At 41.5% G+C, this 23,986-nt stretch carries 19 protein-coding genes; 6 read left to right on the plus strand and 13 right to left on the minus strand.

All coding sequences use genetic code 11. The annotated features are described in order from the left end of the window. Positions 1 to 44: 44 nt before the first annotated feature. A complete protein-coding gene (locus tag FFM67_RS02230; RefSeq protein ID WP_137613043.1) occupies positions 45 to 560 on the plus strand; it encodes a thioredoxin domain-containing protein in 516 nt (171 codons plus the stop codon). Between the two features lie 28 nt (positions 561 to 588). Here the strand turns inward: FFM67_RS02230 and whiA are convergent, their stop codons facing one another. From whiA to uvrB, 7 genes are all read right to left on the minus strand, one after another. Further along, complete coding sequence (whiA, locus tag FFM67_RS02235) at positions 589 to 1,524, minus strand: DNA-binding protein WhiA (protein WP_137613044.1); 936 nt, start codon at positions 1,522 to 1,524, stop codon at positions 589 to 591. Positions 1,525 to 1,553: 29 nt separating this feature from the next. Then, positions 1,554 to 2,552: a gluconeogenesis factor YvcK family protein gene (locus tag FFM67_RS02240; protein ID WP_170177976.1), complete on the minus strand. Its 999-nt coding sequence runs from the start codon at positions 2,550 to 2,552 to the stop codon at positions 1,554 to 1,556. Next, positions 2,549 to 3,436 carry an RNase adapter RapZ gene (gene rapZ / locus FFM67_RS02245; RefSeq protein WP_071862793.1) on the minus strand — a complete coding sequence of 296 codons (888 nt, stop codon included), beginning with the start codon at positions 3,434 to 3,436 and terminating at the stop codon, positions 2,549 to 2,551. The genes FFM67_RS02240 and rapZ overlap by 4 nt, the downstream gene beginning before the upstream one ends. Positions 3,437 to 3,707: 271 nt before the next feature. Further along, entirely contained in the window at positions 3,708 to 4,421 is a 714-nt protein-coding gene (locus tag FFM67_RS02250) for an amino acid racemase (protein WP_137613045.1), read from the minus strand. A 2-nt stretch (positions 4,422 to 4,423) separates the two neighbouring features. Continuing rightward, complete coding sequence (locus tag FFM67_RS02255; RefSeq protein ID WP_137613046.1) at positions 4,424 to 5,680, minus strand: carboxylate--amine ligase; 1,257 nt, start codon at positions 5,678 to 5,680, stop codon at positions 4,424 to 4,426. 101 nt (positions 5,681 to 5,781) lie between these two features. Next, positions 5,782 to 8,604, minus strand: a complete 2,823-nt coding sequence (gene uvrA, locus FFM67_RS02260) for an excinuclease ABC subunit UvrA (protein WP_137613047.1) — start codon at positions 8,602 to 8,604, stop codon at positions 5,782 to 5,784. A 52-nt stretch (positions 8,605 to 8,656) separates the two neighbouring features. Then, positions 8,657 to 10,648: an excinuclease ABC subunit UvrB gene (uvrB, locus tag FFM67_RS02265; protein WP_137613048.1), complete on the minus strand. Its 1,992-nt coding sequence runs from the start codon at positions 10,646 to 10,648 to the stop codon at positions 8,657 to 8,659. Positions 10,649 to 10,892: 244 nt separating this feature from the next. Between uvrB and FFM67_RS02270 the strand changes: the two genes are divergently transcribed. Both FFM67_RS02270 and FFM67_RS02275 read left to right on the plus strand, forming a co-directional pair. Further along, positions 10,893 to 13,058 carry an amino acid ABC transporter substrate-binding protein/permease gene (locus FFM67_RS02270; RefSeq protein ID WP_137613049.1) on the plus strand — a complete coding sequence of 722 codons (2,166 nt, stop codon included), beginning with the start codon at positions 10,893 to 10,895 and terminating at the stop codon, positions 13,056 to 13,058. Between the two features lies 1 nt (position 13,059). Further along, positions 13,060 to 13,797 (plus strand): amino acid ABC transporter ATP-binding protein, encoded by a 738-nt coding sequence (locus FFM67_RS02275; RefSeq protein WP_137613050.1) that lies wholly within the window; start codon positions 13,060 to 13,062, stop codon positions 13,795 to 13,797. A gap of 365 nt (positions 13,798 to 14,162) precedes the next feature. Here FFM67_RS02275 and tuf read toward each other — a convergent pair whose 3' ends face one another. After that, positions 14,163 to 15,350 (minus strand): elongation factor Tu, encoded by a 1,188-nt coding sequence (gene tuf, locus FFM67_RS02280; RefSeq protein WP_071862801.1) that lies wholly within the window; start codon positions 15,348 to 15,350, stop codon positions 14,163 to 14,165. Positions 15,351 to 15,630: 280 nt separating this feature from the next. On the opposite strand from tuf, the gene FFM67_RS02285 reads away from it, so the two are divergent. The 3 genes from FFM67_RS02285 to FFM67_RS02295 are packed head-to-tail and all read left to right on the plus strand — an operon-like array spanning position 15,631 to position 17,304. After that, on the plus strand, positions 15,631 to 15,906 hold the full coding sequence (locus tag FFM67_RS02285) for a hypothetical protein (RefSeq protein WP_137613051.1): 276 nt from the start codon (positions 15,631 to 15,633) through the stop codon (positions 15,904 to 15,906). A 1-nt stretch (position 15,907) separates the two neighbouring features. Beyond that, the gene (locus FFM67_RS02290) at positions 15,908 to 16,546 is read left to right on the plus strand and encodes an ABC transporter ATP-binding protein (protein WP_137613070.1); all 639 of its coding nucleotides are present in this window, start codon (positions 15,908 to 15,910) and stop codon (positions 16,544 to 16,546) included. Beyond that, entirely contained in the window at positions 16,543 to 17,304 is a 762-nt protein-coding gene (locus FFM67_RS02295; protein ID WP_137613052.1) for an ABC transporter permease, read from the plus strand. Before FFM67_RS02290 ends, FFM67_RS02295 begins: the two co-directional genes overlap by 4 nt. Positions 17,305 to 17,344: 40 nt before the next feature. Here FFM67_RS02295 and ilvA read toward each other — a convergent pair whose 3' ends face one another. From ilvA to ilvD, 5 genes are all read right to left on the minus strand, one after another. Continuing rightward, positions 17,345 to 18,601 carry a threonine ammonia-lyase IlvA gene (gene ilvA / locus FFM67_RS02300; protein WP_137613053.1) on the minus strand — a complete coding sequence of 419 codons (1,257 nt, stop codon included), beginning with the start codon at positions 18,599 to 18,601 and terminating at the stop codon, positions 17,345 to 17,347. A gap of 14 nt (positions 18,602 to 18,615) precedes the next feature. Next, a complete protein-coding gene (ilvC, locus tag FFM67_RS02305) occupies positions 18,616 to 19,611 on the minus strand; it encodes a ketol-acid reductoisomerase (RefSeq protein WP_137613054.1) in 996 nt (331 codons plus the stop codon). 60 nt (positions 19,612 to 19,671) lie between these two features. Further along, complete coding sequence (gene ilvN / locus FFM67_RS02310; protein WP_137613055.1) at positions 19,672 to 20,148, minus strand: acetolactate synthase small subunit; 477 nt, start codon at positions 20,146 to 20,148, stop codon at positions 19,672 to 19,674. Beyond that, positions 20,149 to 21,846, minus strand: coding sequence for a biosynthetic-type acetolactate synthase large subunit (ilvB, locus tag FFM67_RS02315; RefSeq protein WP_170177978.1), 1,698 nt, complete (start codon positions 21,844 to 21,846; stop codon positions 20,149 to 20,151). A gap of 91 nt (positions 21,847 to 21,937) precedes the next feature. Further along, positions 21,938 to 23,620 carry a dihydroxy-acid dehydratase gene (gene ilvD, locus FFM67_RS02320; RefSeq protein ID WP_137613057.1) on the minus strand — a complete coding sequence of 561 codons (1,683 nt, stop codon included), beginning with the start codon at positions 23,618 to 23,620 and terminating at the stop codon, positions 21,938 to 21,940. Between the last annotated feature and the right edge of the window lie 366 nt (positions 23,621 to 23,986).

The following is a 23,986-nucleotide window of genomic DNA, read 5'->3' on the forward strand; positions in this document are numbered from 1 at the left end:
TAAGAAATATTTTGTAAACTAACAGGCAAAGGATGTGAATAATAATGGATACTACTGTTATCAATGCAAAGCTAGTCAATGACTTCAACGGTATCAAAATTGGTTCCGCTAACGCACCAAAGCGGATCATTGAATTTATTAATCTTCGTTGTCCCTACTGTAAAAAATGGTTTGAAGACTCTCAAACAACTTTGGCACAAGCGGTTGCTGAAGGCAAAGTTCAACGGATCATTAAATTATTGGACAAAGACAAAGTCAGCTTACAACGAGGCAACGTCATGCATGAGTATATCAATGCAGACCCTAATAAAGCCTTGCTGCAGATTCAGCAAGCCTACGAGACCCAAGACATTTGGAAAGATTTTGAATTAGAAGCTGTTGCCACTTACGCTGAAAAAACATTGCACCTGTCGCAACAAGCCAATCAAGAATTGCAACAAGAAATTCGTAACGAAGCTCAGCAAGCCAACATTCAGTTTGTTCCGACGATTATTTTAGGGGAACGCATCTTTGATGAATCAATTGATCAAGCATCTTTAGCGAATTATCTTAATGAATAATGCCACTTAAAAAGGAACCGTTTGAAAATCAAACGGTTCCTTTTCTTAGATTGTCTGCAAAATCATTGATCTTTCGAATGCGATGATTAATGCCTGATTTAGAAATCGCACCAGAAGGAATCATCTCCCCTAGCTCTTTCAGGCTGATCTCTGGATTTTGAATCCGCAGCTCAGCAATCTCTTGTAATTTCTCAGGTAGCGCCTGTAAGCCTACCGTTGCTTCAATGAAATGAATATTATTGATTTGCTTCGAGGCTGCATCAATCGTTTTATTCATATTAGCCGTCTCACAATTAACTAGACGATTAACTGAATTACGCATATCCCGCACGATTCGAACATCTTCAAACTTCAGCATCGAATTAGTCGCACCAATCAAAGTAAGAAAATCAGCAATCTTCTCAGCACCTTTTAAATAAGTAATATAGCCGTTTCTTCGTTCCAAAGTACGTGCATTCAAATCAAATTGATTAAGCAGATCACAAATATCTTGATTATGTTCCTCATAAATCGACGAAATTTCTAAATGATAGCGACTCGTTTCGGGGTTATTAACTGACCCTGAGGCTAAAAAAGCGCCACGCAAATAGGCTCGTGTTTTTTCATCAGAGCGTTTGATTTCATCAGAAATATGGGCTTGAAACATCATGCCATCCATAATATCTAAATCTAATAGTACACTTTGTGTTTCCTGCTTCAATCGTACAATATACACATTGTTTTTCTTCAGCTTCATTTTACGACGAACTAATAATTCACTGCGCACGCCGTAGTGTTCCTTTAATAAGGTAAAAATCCGTCGAGCGATCGCGGCATTCTCCGTTTGGACATTCAAAACAAATTGATGATTACTCAAACTTAATGAGCCGTTCATCCGAATCAGCGCGGCCAGCTCAGCTTGAGCTAGATTTTTTTGGACTGCCAGACCCGTTAATTCTTTTTTTACTTCTGCTGCAAAAGACATGACGAGCCCTCCTTTATTTCAAATTTCACTTAAATCTTTGCCCCAAAAACGATTCGGAACAATTCATCGACAACTTTTTCGCCATCATGAAAGACACCGCCATCACGTAATTTTAAAAAGTCCGTTGAGACCACACGACAGCCCTCTTCCCGCAAGCCATTAAAATCATGGGTCACTTGGACTAAGTATTCATCGTAGATTTCTGGGTCCATATACCCTTCAGGAACCTTTTCCGTATTTACTAATACTGTATTGATAAATTGACTATCCAAATGTTGATGCAATATACGGATATGATCAGCGTCACTAAAATGTTCTGTTTCACCTTTTTGAGTCATAATGTTACAGATGTAAACGACTTCGGCCTCCGTTGTTTTCACCGCATTGCCTAATTCTTCAATTACTAGATTCGGCAAAATACTGGTAAATAAAGAGCCTGGGCCGAGTACCACCATATCTGCTTCTTGGATCGCTTGAACCACTTTACGAGCAGCATGAGTCGCTTTGTCACCATTTTTTTCTGTTACATAGACTTTTTCAATCGTCTTACGATCCAGCGCGATCTTTGATTCACCCACAGCACTTGTACCGTCCGTAAAATCGGCATGCAGTACTAAGGGTGTCTCAGAAGAAGGATAGACATGGCCATCCACATGCAGCATCAAAGAAAGTAATTGAATCGCTTCATAGGTGCTGTTACGCATCTCAGACAAAGCTGCAATTAATAAATTACCAATCGTGTGATTCGCTAAAAATTTATCGTTCTCATGAAAACGATATTGAAAGAGATCCTCATATAGTTTCGGCATGTCAGACAATGAAGCCAAAACATTTCGCAAATCTCCTGGCGGTGCCATATCGATCGAATCCCGCAATTCGCCACTGCTACCACCATCATCAGCCACTGTCACCACCGCTGTGATATCCGCACTTTGATTGCGTAAACTTTTTAAAATAACCGGCAAGCCAGTACCACCACCAATCACGACGATCTTAGGTTTGCGGATACGATACGTTTTCATTTTCATGATCGATTCACCGTCTCTTTCCGTTTATCTTTGTCACGGTGAGTAATATTGACTTTGTAATCCGCGTCCTTCAACGCTTTGCCCACTCGTTCAGACAACGCGACCGAGCGGTGTTGGCCCCCGGTACATCCAATCGCCACCGTTAACGAACTCTTCCCTTCTTTAACGTAGCCAGGCATAATGTCCATCAATAATTTCACGAAGGTCGTATAAAAGCTTTCTGTTTCAGGAAAAGACATCACGTAATCGTAGACCGGTTTATCTAACCCTGTCTGTGGTCGTAATTCAGGAATATAATGGGGATTTGGTAAGAAACGAACATCCATGACGATATCTGCATCAATTGGCAAGCCATATTTGAAACCAAATGAAACCACTTCAATATGAAATCCAGCATCATCATTTCCTTTGTAAGATTGATTGATTTTTTCCCGCAGTTGGCGAGGAGTCAAATCCGTCGTATCGATCATCAACGTCGCCCGAGCCTTTAAATCCTCCAAGATCGCTCGCTCTTTGCGAATCCCCTCGGTAATCATACCGTCCATCGCCAATGGATGGGCCCGTCGTGTTTCTTTATAACGAGAAACTAGTTCTTCATCAGAACAGTCTAAAAATAAAATGCTTGTATCGATAAATCCGGTATTCTCGATTTCTACCAACATATTCTGAATGTCTTCAAAAAATGAACGCGAACGTAAATCAACTACTAATGCAATTTTGGTTACTTTGCCAGACTCGCGAATCAACTCCCAAAACTTCGGAATCAATCCTGGCGGCATATTATCCACACAAAAATAGCCCATATCTTCAAAACTTTGAATCGCGACAGTTTTCCCTGCGCCACTCATCCCAGTAATGACAACTAAATGCAAACTCTCAGTCATTCGTGTCACTCCTCTCTCAAATTTAAAGTAATTTATTTTAAAAAAATAAATGTTTGTTTTCGTTACATATATTGACCTTCACCACATGATTACGAGGATAGTCATATTTTTTCAAATAAAAAGACGCCAAAGAAACTAACTGTAGCTTCTTTCGCTATCTAAATAATTATAACATTCCTGGCGTGTCTTGGCCACTTTTTTATCATTCTTTATAGAATCATAACTACCCATAGAGCAATTTCTATAATCTGAAATCAAAAAAACAGACCTTCTATTTAGAAGATCTGTTGGTTAAAGCTATTTCAATGGTGCGGTCCGCCAAAATAGATTGCGCATCAATTACAGGGTACGGATCGTTTTTAGTCAACTCATGCACTAAAGACAGCTCAGTACAGCCTAAAATCGCATTTTGACAGCCATATTTTTCGAAAACATCGGAAAGGATTTCTAAATACAACTCGCTATTGATGAAATCATTTTCTTTCACATCGTGATAAATCAAATGATTTACTTTCGCTTGTAATTCTTGGTCAGGAGCCAAAACTTCAAAGCCCTTTGCTTCCAGCTCATTTTGATAAACTTTAGCACTCATCGTTCCAGCGGTCGCCAGTACGGCGATTTTTTCTCCTGGTTGATGATGTTTCACCACTTCACTGACGGCTTCCCGAGGCATGTGTAGGATCGGAATCTTCGTTGCCGCTTGTAATTCCTCAAAAAAGTAATGGGCGGTATTGCACGTCAAGACAATAAAATCTGGCTGCAATAAATTTTGCTTTTCAATATCATCTAATAAAAACGGCAACGGACTATCCGCGTGATGATCTAAGATATAAGCTGTCCGATCTGGGACAGTCGCATGATTAAACATGACGTAATTTAAATATTCTTGGTCGTTATGGGCATGAGTTCGCTGATTTAGGATTCTAACGAAACTTTCCGTAGCCATGGTCCCCATTCCCCCCAAGATACTAAAGAAATTTTCCATAATTACCCTTCTTTCTCTTTAAAGAATAGGTCAAAACGTCCTTTGTATTTACTAAACATGTATTTCATTAAGACCCAACGCATGAAGGACATATCTTTTTTATAAAAGACCGTTGTCCCCCATTGTTTATTTTTGATTAAAGCTAAGGCTTTTTCCTTATCGTCGTTATTTCGAGCAAATTTTTCGAAAACGCCCTTAGGTACACCCATCCACAACATTGAGGTTGCTGGTTCAGCTTTCCCATAGATTGTTGCCTCAAATGGTTTTTCAAAGACACGATCTTCCGTTACGTATTGGGCTAGATTGAAGCCATTTAACGTCACAAAGAAACTGCTGCGGCCTTGACGCAAGTTAATCTCAAATAATTTATACTCTCCATCTCGAGGATCATATTTCATATCAAAGTTAGCGAAGCCAGTGTAATTGATTCTTTCTAAAAAGCCTTTGATAGTTTGATAGATTTTTTCATTGTATTCAGGCATGATTGCTACATAGTTGCCGATCGCTTCTGGGGAAGGATCTTCTAACAAGGGATGACCTAGACACATCATGCGAACTTGATGGTTTTGATCAACATACGCATTTAGTACGCGCATATTGCTGTCGTCACCTGGAATAAAATCTTGGGCGATCATTTCACTGGTGTAACCCGCTTGATAAATCCGTTCGATGATCACATCAAACTCATCTCGTGTATCCAAGATAAAGGCTTTCTTCCGTCCTTCAAAATCAACGGATAGCCACTCTACACTATTGGCTGGTTTCAAGGCCACTGGAAAATCAAATGGTAAATTTTGTTTCAATTTGCCGGCTTCCAGCATTTCTTCACGAATAATGAAGGTATTTGGATAAGGCAGTTCATATTTTTCACAAATTTCATAGAAGCTGACTTTACTGATTAAACGTTGCAATAAATCAAACTCAATATAAGGGCAGATAAACCATTCAGAAAGTTCTTCTTTGTGTTGCGAAACCAATTCTGCGTACCCATCGCCACAAGCGATCAATAAATACTTCGTCGCAGGATCGTTATACGTATTCTTACCAAGTTCACGCATTTGCTCCATAAATGCCGGATCTTTATCGAATCCCGGAACTACATGAACATTCACGATTTTGCTATATTTTGTTGGTGCTAGCTGTAAGCCAGCATAAGCTTCAGAAACGATTCCGTAGGCTTCGTGAAACGAACGAGCCATGCCGTAGACGTTGATATCGCTTCCCAGTAGAATCGGTACAAATTTTTGATTTTCATTCATATTTTCTTACACCTTCTCATTCTAAATCCTTGATAATCATACCATAAAGAAAAATGCAAGCAAAGGAGAATCCTTCACTTGCATCAAGCCTTAGTAGTAATTTATTTTTTTAGGACTCGTTTCAAATAATGACCGGTGTAGCTTTCTGGTACTTCAGCGATTTCTTCAGGCGTCCCAGTCGCTAGAATCGTACCGCCGCCTTCACCGCCTTCTGGTCCAAGATCAATCACATAATCAGCCGATTTAATCACGTCTAAATTATGTTCGATTACTAGCACCGTGTTTCCAGCATCAACGAATCGTTCAAGAACTTTTAGCAAACGAGCGATATCATCCGTATGAAGTCCCGTTGTTGGTTCATCTAAAATATAGAAATTTTTACCGTTAGAACTCTTATGCAATTCGCTGGCTAGCTTCATCCGCTGAGCTTCTCCACCGGATAACGTCGTCGCCGGTTGCCCCATCGTAACATAGCCGAGTCCAACATCAACGATTGTTTGCAACTTCCGATGAATCTTAGGAATATGTTTGAAGAATTCTACCGCATCTTCCACAGTCATTTCTAAAATATCCGCGATGTTCTTTCCTTTGTAATGAACCTCCAACGTTTCAGAATTATAACGTTTGCCATGACAAACTTCGCAAGGCACATAAACATCCGGTAAGAAGTGCATCTCAATCTTAATAATCCCGTCTCCACGACAAGCTTCACAACGTCCGCCCTTCACATTAAAGCTGAAACGCCCCTTCTTGTACCCGCGAATTTTCGCTTCATTGGTTTGCGCAAACAAATCACGAATATTATCAAACACACTGGTATAAGTGGCGGGATTGCTTCGTGGGGTTCGGCCAATTGGGCTTTGATCAATATCGACTAACTTTTCAATATTGTTGTAGCCGGTAATTTTTTTGAACTTCCCAGGCTTATTAGAATTACGATTTAATTTTTGAGCCAAGGCTTTTTTCAAAATTTGATTCACTAAGGTAGATTTTCCTGAGCCGGAAACACCTGTCACAGCGACGAACTTCCCTAAAGGAAACTCAACATCGATATTTTTCAAGTTGTTTTCCGCGGCACCGGTCACTTTGAGTTTCTTTCCATTGCCTTTACGGCGTTCAGTCGGCACGGCGATTTCGCGTTTTCCTGACAAATATTGACCGGTTAAAGAAGCTGGATTGTTTTCTACTTCTTGTGGTGTCCCTGCCGCAACGATTTCTCCCCCTTGATCTCCAGCGCCAGGACCGACATCGATTAAGTAATCAGCTGCTCGCATCGTATCTTCATCATGCTCCACGACAATCAAGGTATTGCCTAAATCACGCATTTTCTTTAATGATTGGATCAATCGATCATTGTCTCGCTGATGCAACCCAATCGATGGTTCATCCAAGATATAAAGAACTCCCGACAAATTTGAACCAATCTGGGTCGCTAAACGGATTCGTTGTGCTTCACCACCTGATAAGGTGCCTGATGCTCGACTCAATGTTAAATAATCTAATCCGACATTTTGCAAAAAGCTCAAACGATCCTTGATTTCTTTTAAAATAGGTTTAGCAATAACTTTTTCTTGTTCACTTAAAACAACCGTACCGAAGAAATCCAACGTCTCGTTGATTGAATCTTCACTAATATTCCCAATATTTTGTCCATTAATCTGAACCGATAACGCTTGTGGATTCAAACGATAGCCGTGACACGTTTGACAGGTTAACTCCGTCATATACAGACGCATTTGATCTCGCGTGAAGTCACTGTTGGTTTCTGTATAACGACGGTTAATATTGTTAATGATTCCTTCGAAGGGAACCTCAACATCTCGAACGCCACCAAAATCATTTTCATAATGGAAATGGAAGTTTTCACCATTCGAGCCGTTCAAGATAATCTCTTGATGTTCTTTTGGCAAGTCTTCAAAGGGTGTATCCATATCAATCCCAAAGCTTAACGAAGCTTGCTCCAGCATTTGCGGATAATATTGCGAACTAATCGGGTTCCATGGAATCAGGGCTCCTTCACGTAATGTCTTACTTTGATCAGGAATCACTAAATCTACGTCAACTTCCAACTTCATCCCCAAGCCATCACAATCTGGGCAGGCACCAAAAGGAGCGTTGAACGAAAACAGTCGCGGTTCAAGTTCACCGACAGTGAAGCCGCAATAAGGGCAGGCATAATGTTCACTAAAGAGCATTTCCTTTTCTCCGATTACGTCAACTATCGCATACCCATCAGCTAGTCGCAAAGCAGCTTCAAAAGAATCAAACAAACGTGAACGAATGCCTTCTTTAACCACGATTCGGTCAACGATGATTTCAATATCATGTTTTTTGTTTTTCGTTAACTCTGGTGCTTCGGTCACATCATACATTTCTCCATCCACACGCATACGAACGTAACCTTCTCTTTGGATCATTTCAAAAACCTTTTTGTGTTGTCCTTTTTTCTTAGCGACAACTGGCGCAAGAATTTGAATCTTGGTTCGTTCTGGTAATTCCAGCACCTTATCTACCATTTGTTCAACCGATTGAGAAGTAATCTCGATATGGTCGTTGGGACAAATTGGATGCCCAACACGCGCATATAATAACCGTAAATAATCATTGATCTCGGTCACCGTTCCCACGGTTGAACGCGGGTTTTTGCTAGTCGTCTTTTGGTCAATCGAAATCGCTGGACTCAGCCCATCGATGCTATCTACATCTGGCTTATCCATTTGACCTAAAAATTGACGAGCGTAAGCAGACAAACTTTCAACATAACGCCGTTGTCCTTCGGCGTATAAGGTATCAAACGCCAACGAGCTTTTCCCAGATCCAGACAACCCTGTAACAACGACCATCTTGTCACGAGGAATCGTAACATCAACATTTTTCAAATTATGAGCACGCGCTCCATGAATTACAATCTTATCATTTGCCATTTAATAACCTCAATTTCATTGTATTCGTTTTTATCACGGACATTCATCCATTTTACTCTGCTGCTTTTAGCTCCAATATCGTATCCCGCAAAGTTGCGGCTGTTTCAAAGTCCAACGTCTTCGCGGCCTCACGCATCTCATCTTCCATTTTCGCGATTAATTCTTTTCGTTCCGCTTTCGTTAAGTCTTCATATGAAGTCGTTTCATACGTTCCCTTATCTTCAGCCACTTTGCTGATAGAAATCAGATCCCGAATTTCCTTAATGATCGTCGTTGGCACGATACCGTGCTCTTTATTGTATTCATTTTGGATTCCACGTCTCCGAGCGGTTTCGTCAATCGCCCGTTGCATCGAATCAGTCATTTTATCAGCGTACATGATGACTTTACCAGAAGAATTTCGGGCAGCGCGTCCAATAGTTTGGACAAGGGAGCGTTCGCTCCGCAAGAACCCTTCTTTATCGGCATCTAGGATCGCTACTAACGATACTTCCGGTACGTCGATTCCTTCACGAAGCAAATTGATCCCGATCAAGACATCAAATTTTCCTAGACGTAAGTCACGGATAATTTCCGTTCGTTCCAATGTTTTGATGTCACTATGGAGATATTTGACTTTGATTCCTAGTTCTTTGAAGTAATCGGTCAAGTCTTCTGACATTTTTTTCGTCAAGGTCGTAACGAAGACTCGTTCGTTTCGTTCCGCTCGTTCGTTGATTTCTCCGACCAGATCATCTATTTGCCCCATAATCGGTCGAACGTCAATCACAGGGTCTAATAGTCCTGTTGGACGGATGATCTGCTCTACTACCGTATCGGTCTGCTCATGTTCATAAGGTCCCGGCGTGGCAGAAACATAAGTAATCTGATTGACCCGTTCTTCAAATTCTTCCAACCGTAACGGCCGATTGTCTAGAGCAGAGGGCAAACGGAAACCATAATCTACTAACATTTGTTTACGAGCGCGGTCACCGTTATACATGCCGCGAACTTGTGGCATCGTCACGTGAGATTCGTCGATCACCATTAGAAAATCGTCTGGGAAAAAGTCGATCAACGTGTAAGGTGGTTCGCCTTCTTTACGGCCATCCATATGACGGGAATAATTTTCGATTCCTGAGGTATACCCCATCTCTCGCAGCATCTCAATATCATAGTTTGTCCGCTGTTCCAAACGTTGCGCTTCTAACAGCTTGTTCTCACTGCGTAAAACCTCTAAACGATCGGCCAACTCAGCTTGAATGTTGCTGATGGCAACTTCCATATGGTCTTCATTTGTCAAAAAGTGAGTGGCTGGGAAAATCGCTACGTGCTCGGTCTCTCCGGTTATTTCGCCTGTCAAGGCATCGACTTCGCGAATTCGTTCGATTTCATCGCCGAAAAATTCAACTCTCAGTGCACGCTCGTCACGAGAAGCCGGGAAAATTTCGACAACATCTCCGCGTACACGAAAACGCCCCCGCTGAAAATCAATGTCGTTGCGCTCAAATTGAATATCGATTAAATTACGCAACAATTGATTACGATCCATTTCCATTCCGACACGCAAAGAAACTACCTGCTCCATGTATTCCTTGGGCGAACCCAAACCAAAAATACAAGAAACAGAAGCAACAACGATTACATCATTTCTTTCTAGCAATGAGCTGGTAGCGGAATGACGTAGTTTATCGATTTCATCATTAATACTAGAATCTTTTTCAATATATGTATCACTGGAAGGTACATATGCCTCAGGCTGGTAGTAGTCATAATAGCTGACAAAGTATTCCACCGCGTTGTTAGGAAAAAACTCTTTGAATTCTCCGTATAACTGACCTGCTAATGTTTTATTGTGAGCGATAATCAAGGTCGGTTTGTTGACTTCCTTGATGACATTTGAAATGGTATATGTCTTCCCTGTACCTGTTGCTCCTAAAAGTATTTGTGCTTTCTTTCCATTGACGATGCCTTCTGATAATTGCGCAATTGCTTCAGGCTGATCGCCAGCAGGCTGATATTTTGAATGAAGGTCAAACGTGTTGTCCGTGACTCTTTCAATCATACAAAAATCCCCCTTTTTCAATTAATAATCTGTGCTTTTCTCATTTTAAAATTATAGCATACCGAACATATTTTCGCTATTTTTTGTTCTTAACTAAAAAGATGTCAAAAAATCTTATGTCAGATTTTCTTACACATCGTGTGAAGAATATTCAGCTTTTTTTCATTCCAACAAGGAACCTACTTGTGTTTTGACATTAAACTAACATATAATAAATGAATGATAAGTAATTAGGAGGATTATTATGAGAAAAAACAAATTAATTCCTTTCGTTGTTTGCTTAATGGCAAGTCTTTTTACAATTGGTTTTGCCAGCAAAACACACGCCGCGGAAAAAACATATAAAATCGGGACCGACTTAACCTTCGCCCCTTTTGAATTTCAAAACTCTGACGGTGAATATGTTGGAATCGATGTGGATTTACTAAACCAAATCGCCAAAGATCAAAACTTCAAAGTTGATCTGCGCCCATTAGGCTTTGACAGTTCGATTCAAGGCGTTCAATCGGATCAGCTTGATGGCATGATCGCCGGTATGAGTATTACGGATGAGCGGAAAAAGACTTTTGACTTTTCTGATCCTTACTTTGATAGTGGGATTCAAATGGCCGTCAAAAATGATACTACAGATATCAAAGATTACAATGATCTAAAGGGTAAGACGGTCTCTGCTAAAATTGGAACAGAAAGCGCGACCTTCTTGAATGATAATAAAGAAAAATATGGCTATGAAGTAAAACAATATGAAGCTGCTGACGCGATGTACAACGCGTTGAAAAACGGAAACGTCGAAGCAATTTTTGATGATTATCCCGTCATTGGTTACGCGGTAACCAATGGCCAGCCTTTCAAATTGGTCGGGGACCCTGAAGAAGGTAGTTCTTATGGTTTTGCTGTAAAAAAAGGTGAAAATAAAGAATTGTTAGAAAAATTCAACAAAGGATTAAAAAATTTAAAGAAAAACGGCGGTTATGACAAGATCGTCAGTGAATATATTTCCAGTGGTTCCGGTGATCAAGCAGCCGCCTCTTCGGAAATGAAAAAAATCGAACCAAAGAAAGACGTATACACGATTGCTAGCGATTCAGCCTTCGCGCCGTTTGAATATCAAGACAGTGACGGTGAATACAAAGGAATTGACGTTGATTTAATGAAACGGATTGCCGAGCTGCAAGGCTTCAAGCTCGATTTCAAATTCATCGGCTTCTCCTCTGCGATGCAAGCGTTGGAATCCGGCCAAGCAGACGGCATGATCGCCGGCATGACAATCACCGATGAACGAAAAGCCAACTACGACTTTTCTGACCCCTACTTCCAAAGTGGTATTCAATTAGCGGTCGCAAAAGACAACAAAGATATTAAAGCTTACAAAGATTTAAATGGCAAAACAGTTGGTGCGAAAGTTGGAACAGAAAGCGCGGACTTTTTGGAAGCCCACAAAGACGAATATGGTTACACAATTAAAAGTTTTGATGCAGCTGATCAATTATATGATGCCTTGAAAATCGGCTCGATCGATGCCATGATGGATGACTACCCGGTTATCGGTTATGCAGTCAAACAAGGGCAAGACTTAAAAACACCAATTAAACGCGAGGTCGGCGGCGAATATGGCTTTGCAGTGAAAAAAGGTCAAAATCCTGAACTAAGAGAAATGTTCACTGAAGGCTTGAAAGAATTAAAACGAACTGGCGAATATGACAAGATCGTGAATCAGTATATCGGTTCAAGTAGCGAAGAAAAGAAAGAAACAGTCGATGAATCCACCATTACTGGTCTGATTAAAAATAACTACAAATCCCTTTTAGAAGGTTTGTGGAAAACCATCGTCTTAGCGTTAGTTTCCTTTGCTTTAGCCTTGATCTTAGGTGTCATTTTCGGATTGTTCCGAGTTTCTCCTTCAAGAGCATTGCGGACCATCGCAGGCATTTACATTGATATTATCCGCGGAATCCCAATGATGGTATTGGCCTTCTTCATTTTCTTCGGTCTACCGGGGATTACGGGGATAAAAATTCCTGACTTTGCCGCTGGGATTATTACCTTAACCTTGAATGCTAGCGCCTATATCGCTGAGATCGTCCGGGGCGGGATCAACGCTGTACCAGTTGGCCAAATGGAAGCCTCACGAAGCTTAGGGCTTTCCTACAACAGAACAATGCAAAAAATTATTTTACCGCAAGCCGTGAAGATTATGATCCCTTCTTTCATCAATCAATTCGTTATTAGTCTGAAGGATACCACGATTATTTCTGCTATCGGTGTTGTGGAACTATTGCAAACTGGGAAAATCATCGTGGCACGGACCACACAAAGTTCGTATGTATATTTAATCATCGCGATTATGTACTTAATTTTAATTACGATCTTAACGAAGTTAGCGAACCGTTTAGATAAGAAGGTGAAATAAGATGGATAAAAAAATAGTAGTTAATCATTTAGTAAAAAAATTCGGTGATAACACGGTATTGAATGACTTGAATATTAGTATCAGCGAAGGTGAAGTTGTTTGTATTATCGGCCCATCTGGTTCAGGAAAAAGTACCTTCCTACGTTGTATGAACCGTCTGGAAGATCCAACTTCGGGTGAAATTATTATTGATGGGCAAGACTTGACGGATCCCCATACGGATATCAACTTAGTTCGTCAGCATATTGGTATGGTGTTCCAGCATTTTAACCTATTCCCTCACCTAACTGTGCTGCAAAATATCACCTTAGCCCCATTAGATTTAAAAGGCGAAGCAAAAGATGCAGCGGAGAAGCGAGCTGTTGAATTATTGACTCAAGTTGGGCTTGCAGAGAAAAAGGACGATTACCCTGGTAGTCTTTCCGGTGGACAAAAACAGCGGGTGGCGATCGCTCGTGCGTTAGCGATGAACCCCGACGTGATGCTGTTTGACGAACCGACTTCCGCGCTCGATCCCGAGATGGTTGGCGATGTCCTTCAAGTAATGAAGGATCTGGCGCTACAAGGAATGACGATGGTTATCGTAACCCACGAAATGGGCTTCGCCAAAGAAGTGGCCGACCGTGTAATCTTTACTGACGGCGGCAAGATTTTAGAAGACGGTACACCAGAACAAGTCTTCAACAATCCTCACAACCCAAGAACGCAAGACTTCTTGAATAAAGTCTTAAACGTATAAAAAGAAACCCGAGAAATCAACTTTAGATTTCTCGGGTTTTTCTATACTCTAATAAGATTCGATAAATCCTTTCCTTCGTCACGGATGACTGACAGCGAATGACTCCCTCCTCAAGTGAAAAAGCCAGATCAGTCATTCTTTTTAACCCTCAGCTGATGAAAAAAGTGACAACTCCCCAAAACTCCATACAATATTCTTTCCTTGATGATAGGTCGTAGGGCTTGCGAAGACTTGCTCCGTACCCGACACTCTATCCTTCAATCAATTTGTTGAAACAATCATAGCAGGTCACATTGCTTTTACTTTAGCAAAAAGAGCTGCGAAAAAAACACGCGACCAAAAGGCCACGTGTTCAATAAATCGTATCATTTTTCGATTTCAGTTACGATACCTGAACCAACAGTCCGACCACCTTCACGAATAGAGAAGGTTGTACCTTGTTCTACTGCGATTGGATGGATCAAATCAACGTCGATGGTTACGTTATCGCCAGGCATTACCATTTCAGTACCTTCTGGCAATAAAATATTACCGGTAACGTCGGTTGTACGGAAGTAGAATTGTGGACGATAGTTGTTAAAGAATGGTGTATGACGTCCGCCTTCTTCTTTGGTCAATACGTAAACTTCAGCTTTGAATTTTGTATGTGGTGTGATTGAACCTGGTTTAGCAAGAACTTGGCCACGTTCGATTTCATCACGAGTGATACCACGTAATAGAACCCCAACGTTATCGCCGGCTTCACCATAATCCAATGTTTTACGGAACATTTCAAGTCCAGTAACGACCGCTTTTTGAACTTCAGGTTTGATCCCGATGATTTCAATTTCGTCGCCGACTTTGACTTCACCACGATCAATACGACCAGATGCAACGGTACCACGACCTGTAATTGAGAAGACATCTTCCACTGGTAACAAGAATGGTTTGTCGTTGTCACGTTCTGGAGTTGGGATATATTCATCAACCGTATCCATTAAGTCAAGGATAACTTGTTCTTGTTCTGGATCGCCTTCTAAAGCTTTCAAAGCAGATCCTTTAAGAACAGGAATATCATCGCCTGGGAAACCATATTCAGAAAGCAATTCACGAACTTCCATCTCAACTAAATCGATCAATTCTTCGTCATCTACTAAGTCAACTTTGTTTAAGAAGACGATCAAGTATTTAACACCTACTTGACGTGATAACAAAATATGTTCACGTGTTTGTGGCATTGGGCCATCTGTAGCTGATACAACTAAGATTGCGCCGTCCATTTGAGCAGCACCGGTGATCATGTTTTTAACATAGTCCGCGTGTCCTGGAGCGTCGATGTGAGCATAGTGACGTTTTTCTGTTTCGTATTCTACGTGTGCGGTATTGATAGTGATACCACGTTCACGTTCTTCTGGTGCAGCATCGATACTAGCGTAGTCTTGAGGGTTTGCTAGACCTTTTTTACCTAATACCGTAGTGATTGCTGCCGTTAATGTCGTTTTACCATGATCGACGTGACCGATGGTACCGATATTAACGTGTGGTTTACTTCTATCATAATGTTCTTTTGCCATAATAAACAAACCTCCTAGAAAGTGTAAAAATTCTTACGGATATAGTGTAAAACATTTTTAACAAAATGAAAAAGATTTACACTTTTACTTTTTGTAAGTAACCGTCTGACAGTATAATACATCAGAATTGGTCAAACTCCAACTATTTTGCTTTCATTTTCATAACTTATGAAAATTCCAATACTGGCACTCCTGGTCAAATGAGGTATACTTAGTAAATACTAGGAATATCAGACATTGCAACACGAATGAAAACATGGAGAATGGAGGAAAATAATAGATGAATGATTTTCAAAAACAATTAACTCGGTTTCCGAATGAAATAAAAAAAGCTTTTAGTCCTGGTTTCGTTTTTGTGTTGGAAAACGGCCATTTCTGGCACTTTCCTGCTAGGCAATGGACCGACAGCCAAGTGAAGAATTATTTTTTTGAGCGCTTTGCTCAAGAAGGACATTTCGTTTTCTATCCTGAGCAAAAATTAAAACATTTCGTGATTGAGGAACAACCCGATCTTTTTATTGTCATTCCCTATACTCCGAGAGAGGATAATGATTAATATGACTTTACTAGATTTAAATGCTGTTAGTTACCAAACGGGACCACGTCTAATTTTAGATCAAATTACTCTATCAATTGTTAAAGGAGAAATTTTAACGTTAACCGGACCCTCTGGAGGAGGGAAAAGCACCTTACTCCGTCTCATAGCGTCATTACTAACCCCGACTAGCGGTGTTATTCTTTTTCACGACAAAGAACAAAGCAATTATGATTACACCGAATACCGACAACAAGTATCCTATTGTTTTCAGCAACCTTCTTTATTCGGTGAAACCGTGTTAGACAATCTTGCATTTCCTTATGTAATTCGCGACAAAGAACCTGATACAGAGAACATGCTCACTCACCTTCAACTGGTTGACTTGCCAAAAGAGTATCTAACTAAACAAATAACCGAACTTTCTGGTGGTGAGCGACAGCGAGTAGCTCTACTCCGTAATATTTTATTTTTACCGCAAGTTTTGTTATTAGATGAAGTAACCGCTGGTTTGGATGAACAGACAAAAACTATTATTCATCGTCTGATTAAACAACTTCAGCAAAAGGGCTGTACGATAATACAAGTAACTCATGATGAATCAGAAATAAAAACGGCTGAACAATTATTAGTTATTAAAGGGGGGAGTTTAGATCAATGAATCCATTAACAGTTAATAATCTTTCCTTGTTTCTAGCCTTTGCACTGGTTCTAATCGCAGTAGTTATAAGTGCTAAAGAAAAATTAAATTTATCGAAAGATATTTTTTTTAGCATTTTACGAGCGATTGTCCAATTAATTATCGTAGGATATCTGTTAAAATACATTTTTCAAGTCAACAACAACTTATTGACGTTGGGAATGAGCCTTTTCATTGTGCTAAATGCCGCTTGGAACGCTCATAAAAGAAACCCTGCTCGCAACAAAAAATATATCCACTCATTAGCAGCGATTTTTATTAGCACCTCGATCACACTTGGAGTGTTGATTTTATCAGGAGCTATCAAATTTGTACCTTCTCAAATCGTACCCATTACTGGGATGATTGCCAGCAATTCGATGATCGCTATCGGGTTATGTTATCGTGGATTAAATACACAGTTTCATGATCTCCGCCAACAAACGTTAGAAAAGTTAGCATTGGGAGCATCGATCAAACTCGCGTCGAAGCCACTTCTTCAACAAAGTATTAAGACTGCGATGCAGCCAACGATTGATTCCGCAAAAACAGTTGGATTAGTCAGTTTGCCTGGCATGATGTCGGGCTTGATTTTTGCGGGTCTCGATCCTGTTCATGCTATAAAATATCAGATTATGGTCACCTTTATGCTACTATCTGCAACGAGTCTTGGTTCGATCATTGCCGGCTATTTTGCATATAAAAACTATTTCAACTCCGATCATCAATTAACCTTGTAAAATAACACTGGCCCCCAAAAGAATATTTGGGGGCCAGTGTTTAGACTAACAAATTGTAGAGTGTTTTGTTCTGACTTAATTCAATATACGTTGAATCAAATTCTTTCAATCGATTCAGTAACTCCGGCAACGTTTCTGGTTTTTCCAACAACACTCCGATAACCACTGGTCCAGTTCCCCGATTGCCCTTTTTTGTATACTCAAAACGAGTAATATCGTCGCCCTCCCCTAAAATATCCGAGACGAATTCTTTCAGTGCTCCGGGACGTTGCGGAAAATTCACTACAAAATAATGCTTCAAACCTTCATAGATTAATGACCGTTCTTCGATCTCTGCCATGCGGTTGATATCGTTGTTGCCGCCGCTGATAACACAAACCACCGTTTTTCCTTTAAGCTGATCCTTCATTAATTCTAAAGCCGCCACACTCAGCGCCCCGGCCGGTTCAACCACGATCGCTTGTTTACCATATAAATCTAAAATCGTTGAACAGATCAGTCCTTCATCTACTAACTTTAAGTCATCAACATACTTTTTACTGTGTGCGTAGGTAATATCCCCGACCTGCTGAACCGCTGCACCATCAACGAATTTGTCGATTTCAGCTAACTTGACGGGTTGGTCTTCTTCAAGCGCCGCTTGCATGGAAGCCGCGCCTTTTGGTTCTACCCCGATCACCTTAGTGAAGGGCGAAGTACTTTTCACATAAGCGGAAACACCACTGATCAATCCCCCACCACCGATCGCTGTGATCACGTAATCAGGTTTATAGCCTTCACTTTCAGCATCTGCCATCATTTCCAATGCTAACGTTCCTTGACCAGCAATAATATTTTTGTCATTAAAGGGATCGATAAAAGTCATATTCTTTTCTTTACAAAACGCTCTTGCAGCCGTAGCAGAAGCATCAAAGGTATCACCTACCAAATGAATGTCCGCAAACTCGCCACCAAAAAATTTTACTTGCGACACCTTTTGCTGCGGCGTGGTGGTCGGCATAAAGATGGCGGCTTTTGCTTGTAATTCATGGCAAGTATACGCGATCCCTTGTGCGTGATTGCCCGCACTGGCGCAAACGACCCCTTTTTTTAGTTCTGACTCAGGAAGCTTCTTAATCGCATAATAGGCCCCGCGTAATTTAAATGAACGAACCTTTTGCAGATCTTCCCGTTTCAGCAGAACAGTTGCCTGGTACTTTTCAGATAAATGGCGATCATATTGCAACGGCGTATGATTCACAGCGTTCTTCAATAATTGATAGGCACTACGAACCTCTGTATCATTGATCAATTCCATCGTTGCACCCCCTATTAATCTTTGCGACTCACAAATGGCATCATTTTTCTTAATTCGCTACCGACTTCTTCAATTTGATGACCGGCACTTTCTTTACGCATCTGATTGAATTCAGGGAAACCGGCCTTATTGTCATCGATAAACCCTTTAGCAAATTGACCATTTTGGATATCTGTTAAAATATCCTTCATCCCCGCTTTGGCCGTCTCTGTGATTACTCGTGGACCAGAGACATAGTCACCGTATTCAGCAGTATTTGAGATAGAGTTACGCATTTTTGCAAAACCACCTTCATAGATCAAATCAACGATTAACTTCATTTCATGACATACTTCGAAATAAGCCAATTCAGGTTGGTAGCCTGCTTCGACTAGGGTCTCAAAGCCCGCCTCAATCATACTTGTTAAACCACCACAAAGCACTGCTTGTTCACCGAATAGATCGGTTTCCGTTTCTTCCTTAAAAGTTGTTTCCAAAACACCTACTCGTGTCGCGCCAATGCCTTTAGCATAAGACAGCGCCAACTCTTGAGCCGTTCCTGTTGCATCTTGATAAACAGCGAATAAGGCTGGTACCGCAAAGCCTTCTGTAAAGGTGCGACGAACCAAGTGTCCGGGACCTTTGGGCGCTACTAAGAAAACATCCACATTTTTAGGTGGAGTGATAACATCAAAATGAATATTAAAGCCGTGGGCAAAGACCAACGCATCGCCTTCATCTAAATTCGGTGCGATTTCGTTTTCGTATAATGTTCCTTGGATTTCATCTGGAGCTAAAATCATGACTACTTCGGCTTTCTTGGCTGCTTCGGCGACTGGCAACACGTCGAATCCATCTTCTCGCGCCGCTGCAGCAGATTTCCCTTCGCGAATCCCGATCACGACTTGGTGACCTGTGTCTCTAAGATTTTGAGCGTGGGCGTGGCCTTGTGAGCCGTAACCCACAACCGCGATTGTTTTTCCTTCTAAAGCATCCTTCGCTACTGCATCATCATAATAAACTTTAACCATAATTTTTCCTCCAATTTTTTAAACTATATTAATAGAGCAAAATCAAAAAAGAATTTGCGTTTAACCTCTGTTAAATCCGGTCACACCGGTTCGTGCTAACTGTTTAATGCCGTAAGGTCTTAAAACATCGATACAGGCATGGACTTTTTCACTCGATCCAGCCACTTGGACGACGATTGTTTTCAACCCGACATCCACTACATCTGCACGAAAAGGTTCAATCATCGCTTGAATTTCTGAACGAGCCACGGCTGGCGCATTGACTTTAATCAAAGCCAATTCTCTTTCCAAATGTGGTTCATCCGTCACATCCGATACCTTCACTACATCGATCTGCTTGTTCAGTTGTTTGGTTACTTGTTCTACATCAGCTAAGGTCTCGGCTTGGATAATGATCGTCATCCGAGATTCGCCATCTTTCTCCGTTCGCCCAACTGAAACACTATCCATATTTACCTGCCGCCGATTTAACACACTGGTGATCCGACTAAGTACCCCTACTTGGTCGTGAACCATCGCTGTAATCATCCGTCTCATTTAATCAACCCCCAACATCTGATCATTTGGCATCCCTGCAGGAATCATTGGCAGCACGTGTTCTCGGTTACAGATCATCACTTCGATCAGCATCGGCCCGTCTGTGGTAAAGGCTTCTCTCAACTCTTTTTCCAAAGTGGTCGGGTTCGAGATTTTTCTACCGGCAATGCCATAAGCTTCCGCCATTTTCATAAAGTCCGGTTGTTCATTGAAAACCGATTGAGAGCGTCGTTCATTAAAGAAGGTTTCTTGCCATTGGCGAACCATTCCCAGGGAACGATTATTCAATAGAATAAATTTGATGTCTAAATCATTTTGGTTTAAAATCGCCAATTCTTGATTGGTCATTTGGAAGCCTCCATCGCCAACAAAAACCACAACCGTTTCCTTTTTCTTGGCAAATTTCACGCCGATGCCCGCGGGTATTCCATAGCCCATCGTTCCTAAGCCGCCACTAGTAATCAGCTGTCTAGGAAATTGGAAGGGATAAAATTGCGCCGCCCACATTTGATGCTGCCCAACATCAGTTACGACATATGCCTTCCCTTTAGTAATCCGACCAACGATTTCTACCACTTCTTGCGGTTTGATTTTTTGTTCATCCCGTTTGTATTTCAAGGGATATTTCTCTTTGCGGGCTTGACACTCGATTCGCCATTCTGCGTAATCAGGTGAATCCAACTTGATTTCAAGCATTTGTTGCAAAGCGATTTTCGCATCGCCTACGATTGGAATATCCGTCTTGATGATCTTACCGATTTCTACCGGATCGACATCGATATGAGCGACCTTGGCATGGGGGGCGAAGGCTTCCGGTGAACAAGCTAAGCGATCATCGAAGCGACTACCGATATTGATCAATAGATCGGTTTCCATCATGGCAATATTGGCGGCATAGGTTCCGTGCATTCCTCCCATGCCAAGAAAACTCGGATGTTCATGCGGCAGTAAGCCTAAACCTAGCAAGGTGGTCACCGTCGGCAATTGATATTTTTCAACAAATTGCCGTAATTCGTTTCCGCCATTTGCGGCCACGACACCGCCACCTGCTAAAACTAGTGGTTTCTTCGCCTTTTTCAATAAGTTCATTAACCGTTCGATTTGTAAGACAGAAGGATTTTTGGTCGGCTGGTAGCTTTCTAAATGAACGGCTTGATCCATCTTAGGATTGGCCCTCAATACTGTGATATCCTTTGGCAAATCAATCAACACCGGACCTTTTCTGCCAGTCGTTGCAATGTGGAAAGCTTCATTGATAATCCGTGGCAATTCCTCAATATCCCGAACTTGATAATTGTTTTTCGTGATCGGTACAGTGATTCCTAACATATCCGCTTCTTGAAAGGCATCCTTGCCAATTCCCAGTGTGGTAACTTGCCCCGTAATAACTACCAATGGTACAGAATCGATCATCGCATCAGCGATTCCCGTTACAACATTAGTGGCTCCAGGTCCGCTTGTTACGATGACGACGCCGGGATTGCCAGTCGCTTTCGCATAGCCTTCAGCCGCATGTACGGCTCCTTGTTCATGGCGTGTCAAAATGTTAGGAATCGGCTCATCATAGAGTGCGTCATACAACGGTAGGACAGACCCGCCAGGATAGCCGAAAATTAATTCGACTCCTTGATTTTCTAAACATTTGATCAATAGATCGGCTCCAGATTGCAGCTCTTCGTCTGCGATTTCTTGCTTCATTTCTTTCACCCCTATTCCCCCTAACTCCGTATATGATGTATTTTTTAAAGAAATGCTTGTTGTTCCCATGATAGCGATCTGACTATACCACTTATTCTTCCGGTAATTTCATGACCCCACCGGTATGTGCTGACGTAACTAAGGCTGAGTAACGTGCCAACCAGCCTTTTTTGACTTTTGGCTGAAATTTCGTCAATGTTTCTAGTCGCTTCGCTAATTCTTCTGGAGTTACAGCCACATCTAATGTTCGATTGGTCAAATCGATCGTAATTTCATCGCCGTCTTGAACCAAAGCAATCGGTCCGCCTGCAGCGGCTTCCGGAGAAACGTGCCCCACTGCGATACCGCGCGTTGCCCCAGAAAAACGCCCATCGGTAATCAACGCCACATCTTTTCCTAAGCCTCGTCCAACGATACTAGAGGTCGGTGCCAGCATCTCCGGCATTCCCGGTCCGCCTTTTGGTCCTTCATAACGAATCACCACAACATGGCCTTTCGTGACAGTATGATTATCAATTGCTTCAACTGCCTCATCGTGAGAAGCAAAACAGATGGCTCTGCCCTTAAAGACTTTGATACTTGGATCAACTCCGCCGACTTTGATAACACTGCCTTCTGGTGCGATATTGCCATAAAGAATCGAAAGACCACCGACCGGACTATAAGGCGCGCTTTTCGGATGAATCACTTCCTCGTTCATGATTTTGGCCGAGGCGACATTTTCACGTAACGTCTTCCCAGTGACGGTGATTCGATCAGAATGGATCGCACCGTCGATTGAGACTAATTCATTAATAATCGCCGGTACACCACCCGCTTCATGTACATCGTGCATCGAATAACTAGAAGAAGGAGCGATTTTAGAAAGATAGGGAACTCGTTTGGCGATCTGATTGATGTCTGCTTGATCGTAATCGATTGCCGCCTCATTAGCGATTGCTAACGTATGAAGCACAGTGTTGGTTGAGCCCCCCATCGCCATGTCTAAAGCAAAAGCATCGTCAATCGCTTCTTTAGTCACAATGTCTCGCGGCTTAATTTGCTTTTTCACAAGATTCATTAAATGCTTCGCAGATTCACGGACCAGCTCCCGCCGTTCATCAGAGACCGCTAAGACGGTGCCGTTACCAGGTAAAGCCAGCCCTAAAATTTCGAGCAAGCAGTTCATTGAATTAGCGGTAAACATCCCGGCACAAGACCCACAGGTTGGACAAGCATTTTGTTCCATAAAGAGAAAATCTTCTTTCGACATTTGCCCCTCCTTAAAAGCCCCCACTGCTTCAAACATCGAGGAAAGTGTGGTTTGATGGCCGTGAGGATCCGTCCCAGCCTTCATCGGTCCGCCTGAACAAAAAATTGAAGGAACATTTGTCCGAACAGCTGCCATGATCATTCCCGGTGTGATTTTGTCACAATTAGGAATGTAAAAAACGCCGTCAAACCAATGAGCATTAATTACCGTCTCTGCTGCGTCTGCAATTAACTCACGACTTGGGAGAGAATAACGCATGCCGATATGCCCCATCGCGATTCCGTCGTCTACCCCGATTGTGTTAAATTCAAAGGGAATTCCACCAGCTTCACGAATCGCTTCCTTCGCTACATCTGCCAACTCCCGCAAATGAACATGCCCTGGTACAATATCGATATAAGAATTGCAGATTGCAATAAAGGGCTTGTCCATATCGTGAATATTTTTAACTTGGCCAGTCGCATACAATAGGCTTCTGGCGGGTGCCGCTTCAATCCCTTTTTTAATTTGATCACTTCTCATAGTCACATCTCCCTGCTTGTAATAGAGGCTTTCAATTGATTGTCAAAAAGCCAAAATAGTAGTATCAGATTTTTCAGTGTTTCATAAAAAAGAGCACCCCATTAATTAATGGGATGCTCTTGCAAGAATCCCATTTCTAACGCAAACAGGACTCAAACTAACGGATTGTACGTTTCCGCGTTCTAAGTCCTGAACTCAATAATTAATAAGACGATGCCATCAAAATTAGTGTATTTACTCTTGCGCATGAAAATCGGCTCCTTAATCTTCTAATAATATCTTAATCATTTTTTTATACTATACAGTTGATAAGATTAAAAGTCAATGAATTTTCAGAATGTTTTCTCACTATTTTTTTTCCAAAGA

It is taken from the genome of Enterococcus viikkiensis (assembly GCF_005405345.1).
Lineage (GTDB): Bacteria > Bacillota > Bacilli > Lactobacillales > Enterococcaceae > Enterococcus_A > Enterococcus_A viikkiensis.

Excerpts from the sequence above, each read along its gene's own strand:
- uvrA (WP_137613047.1), bottom strand. The coding sequence starts at position 8,604 with ATGGCAAATGATAAGATTGTAATTCATGGAGCGCGTGCTCATAATTTG.
- FFM67_RS02230 (WP_137613043.1), top strand. The coding sequence starts at position 45 with ATGGATACTACTGTTATCAATGCAAAGCTAGTCAATGACTTCAACGGT.
- FFM67_RS02285 (WP_137613051.1), top strand. The coding sequence starts at position 15,631 with ATGAATGATTTTCAAAAACAATTAACTCGGTTTCCGAATGAAATAAAA.
- rapZ (WP_071862793.1), bottom strand. The coding sequence starts at position 3,436 with ATGACTGAGAGTTTGCATTTAGTTGTCATTACTGGGATGAGTGGCGCA.
- FFM67_RS02240 (WP_170177976.1), bottom strand. The coding sequence starts at position 2,552 with ATGAAAATGAAAACGTATCGTATCCGCAAACCTAAGATCGTCGTGATT.
- uvrB (WP_137613048.1), bottom strand. The coding sequence starts at position 10,648 with ATGATTGAAAGAGTCACGGACAACACGTTTGACCTTCATTCAAAATAT.
- ilvB (WP_170177978.1), bottom strand. The coding sequence starts at position 21,846 with ATGAAGCAAGAAATCGCAGACGAAGAGCTGCAATCTGGAGCCGATCTA.
- tuf (WP_071862801.1), bottom strand. The coding sequence starts at position 15,350 with ATGGCAAAAGAACATTATGATAGAAGTAAACCACACGTTAATATCGGT.
- FFM67_RS02250 (WP_137613045.1), bottom strand. The coding sequence starts at position 4,421 with ATGGAAAATTTCTTTAGTATCTTGGGGGGAATGGGGACCATGGCTACG.
- ilvN (WP_137613055.1), bottom strand. The coding sequence starts at position 20,148 with ATGAGACGGATGATTACAGCGATGGTTCACGACCAAGTAGGGGTACTT.
- ilvC (WP_137613054.1), bottom strand. The coding sequence starts at position 19,611 with ATGGTTAAAGTTTATTATGATGATGCAGTAGCGAAGGATGCTTTAGAA.
- FFM67_RS02255 (WP_137613046.1), bottom strand. The coding sequence starts at position 5,680 with ATGAATGAAAATCAAAAATTTGTACCGATTCTACTGGGAAGCGATATC.
- FFM67_RS02275 (WP_137613050.1), top strand. The coding sequence starts at position 13,060 with ATGGATAAAAAAATAGTAGTTAATCATTTAGTAAAAAAATTCGGTGAT.
- ilvD (WP_137613057.1), bottom strand. The coding sequence starts at position 23,620 with ATGAGAAGTGATCAAATTAAAAAAGGGATTGAAGCGGCACCCGCCAGA.
- FFM67_RS02290 (WP_137613070.1), top strand. The coding sequence starts at position 15,908 with ATGACTTTACTAGATTTAAATGCTGTTAGTTACCAAACGGGACCACGT.
- FFM67_RS02295 (WP_137613052.1), top strand. The coding sequence starts at position 16,543 with ATGAATCCATTAACAGTTAATAATCTTTCCTTGTTTCTAGCCTTTGCA.
- FFM67_RS02270 (WP_137613049.1), top strand. The coding sequence starts at position 10,893 with ATGAGAAAAAACAAATTAATTCCTTTCGTTGTTTGCTTAATGGCAAGT.
- whiA (WP_137613044.1), bottom strand. The coding sequence starts at position 1,524 with ATGTCTTTTGCAGCAGAAGTAAAAAAAGAATTAACGGGTCTGGCAGTC.
- ilvA (WP_137613053.1), bottom strand. The coding sequence starts at position 18,601 with ATGGAATTGATCAATGATACAGAGGTTCGTAGTGCCTATCAATTATTG.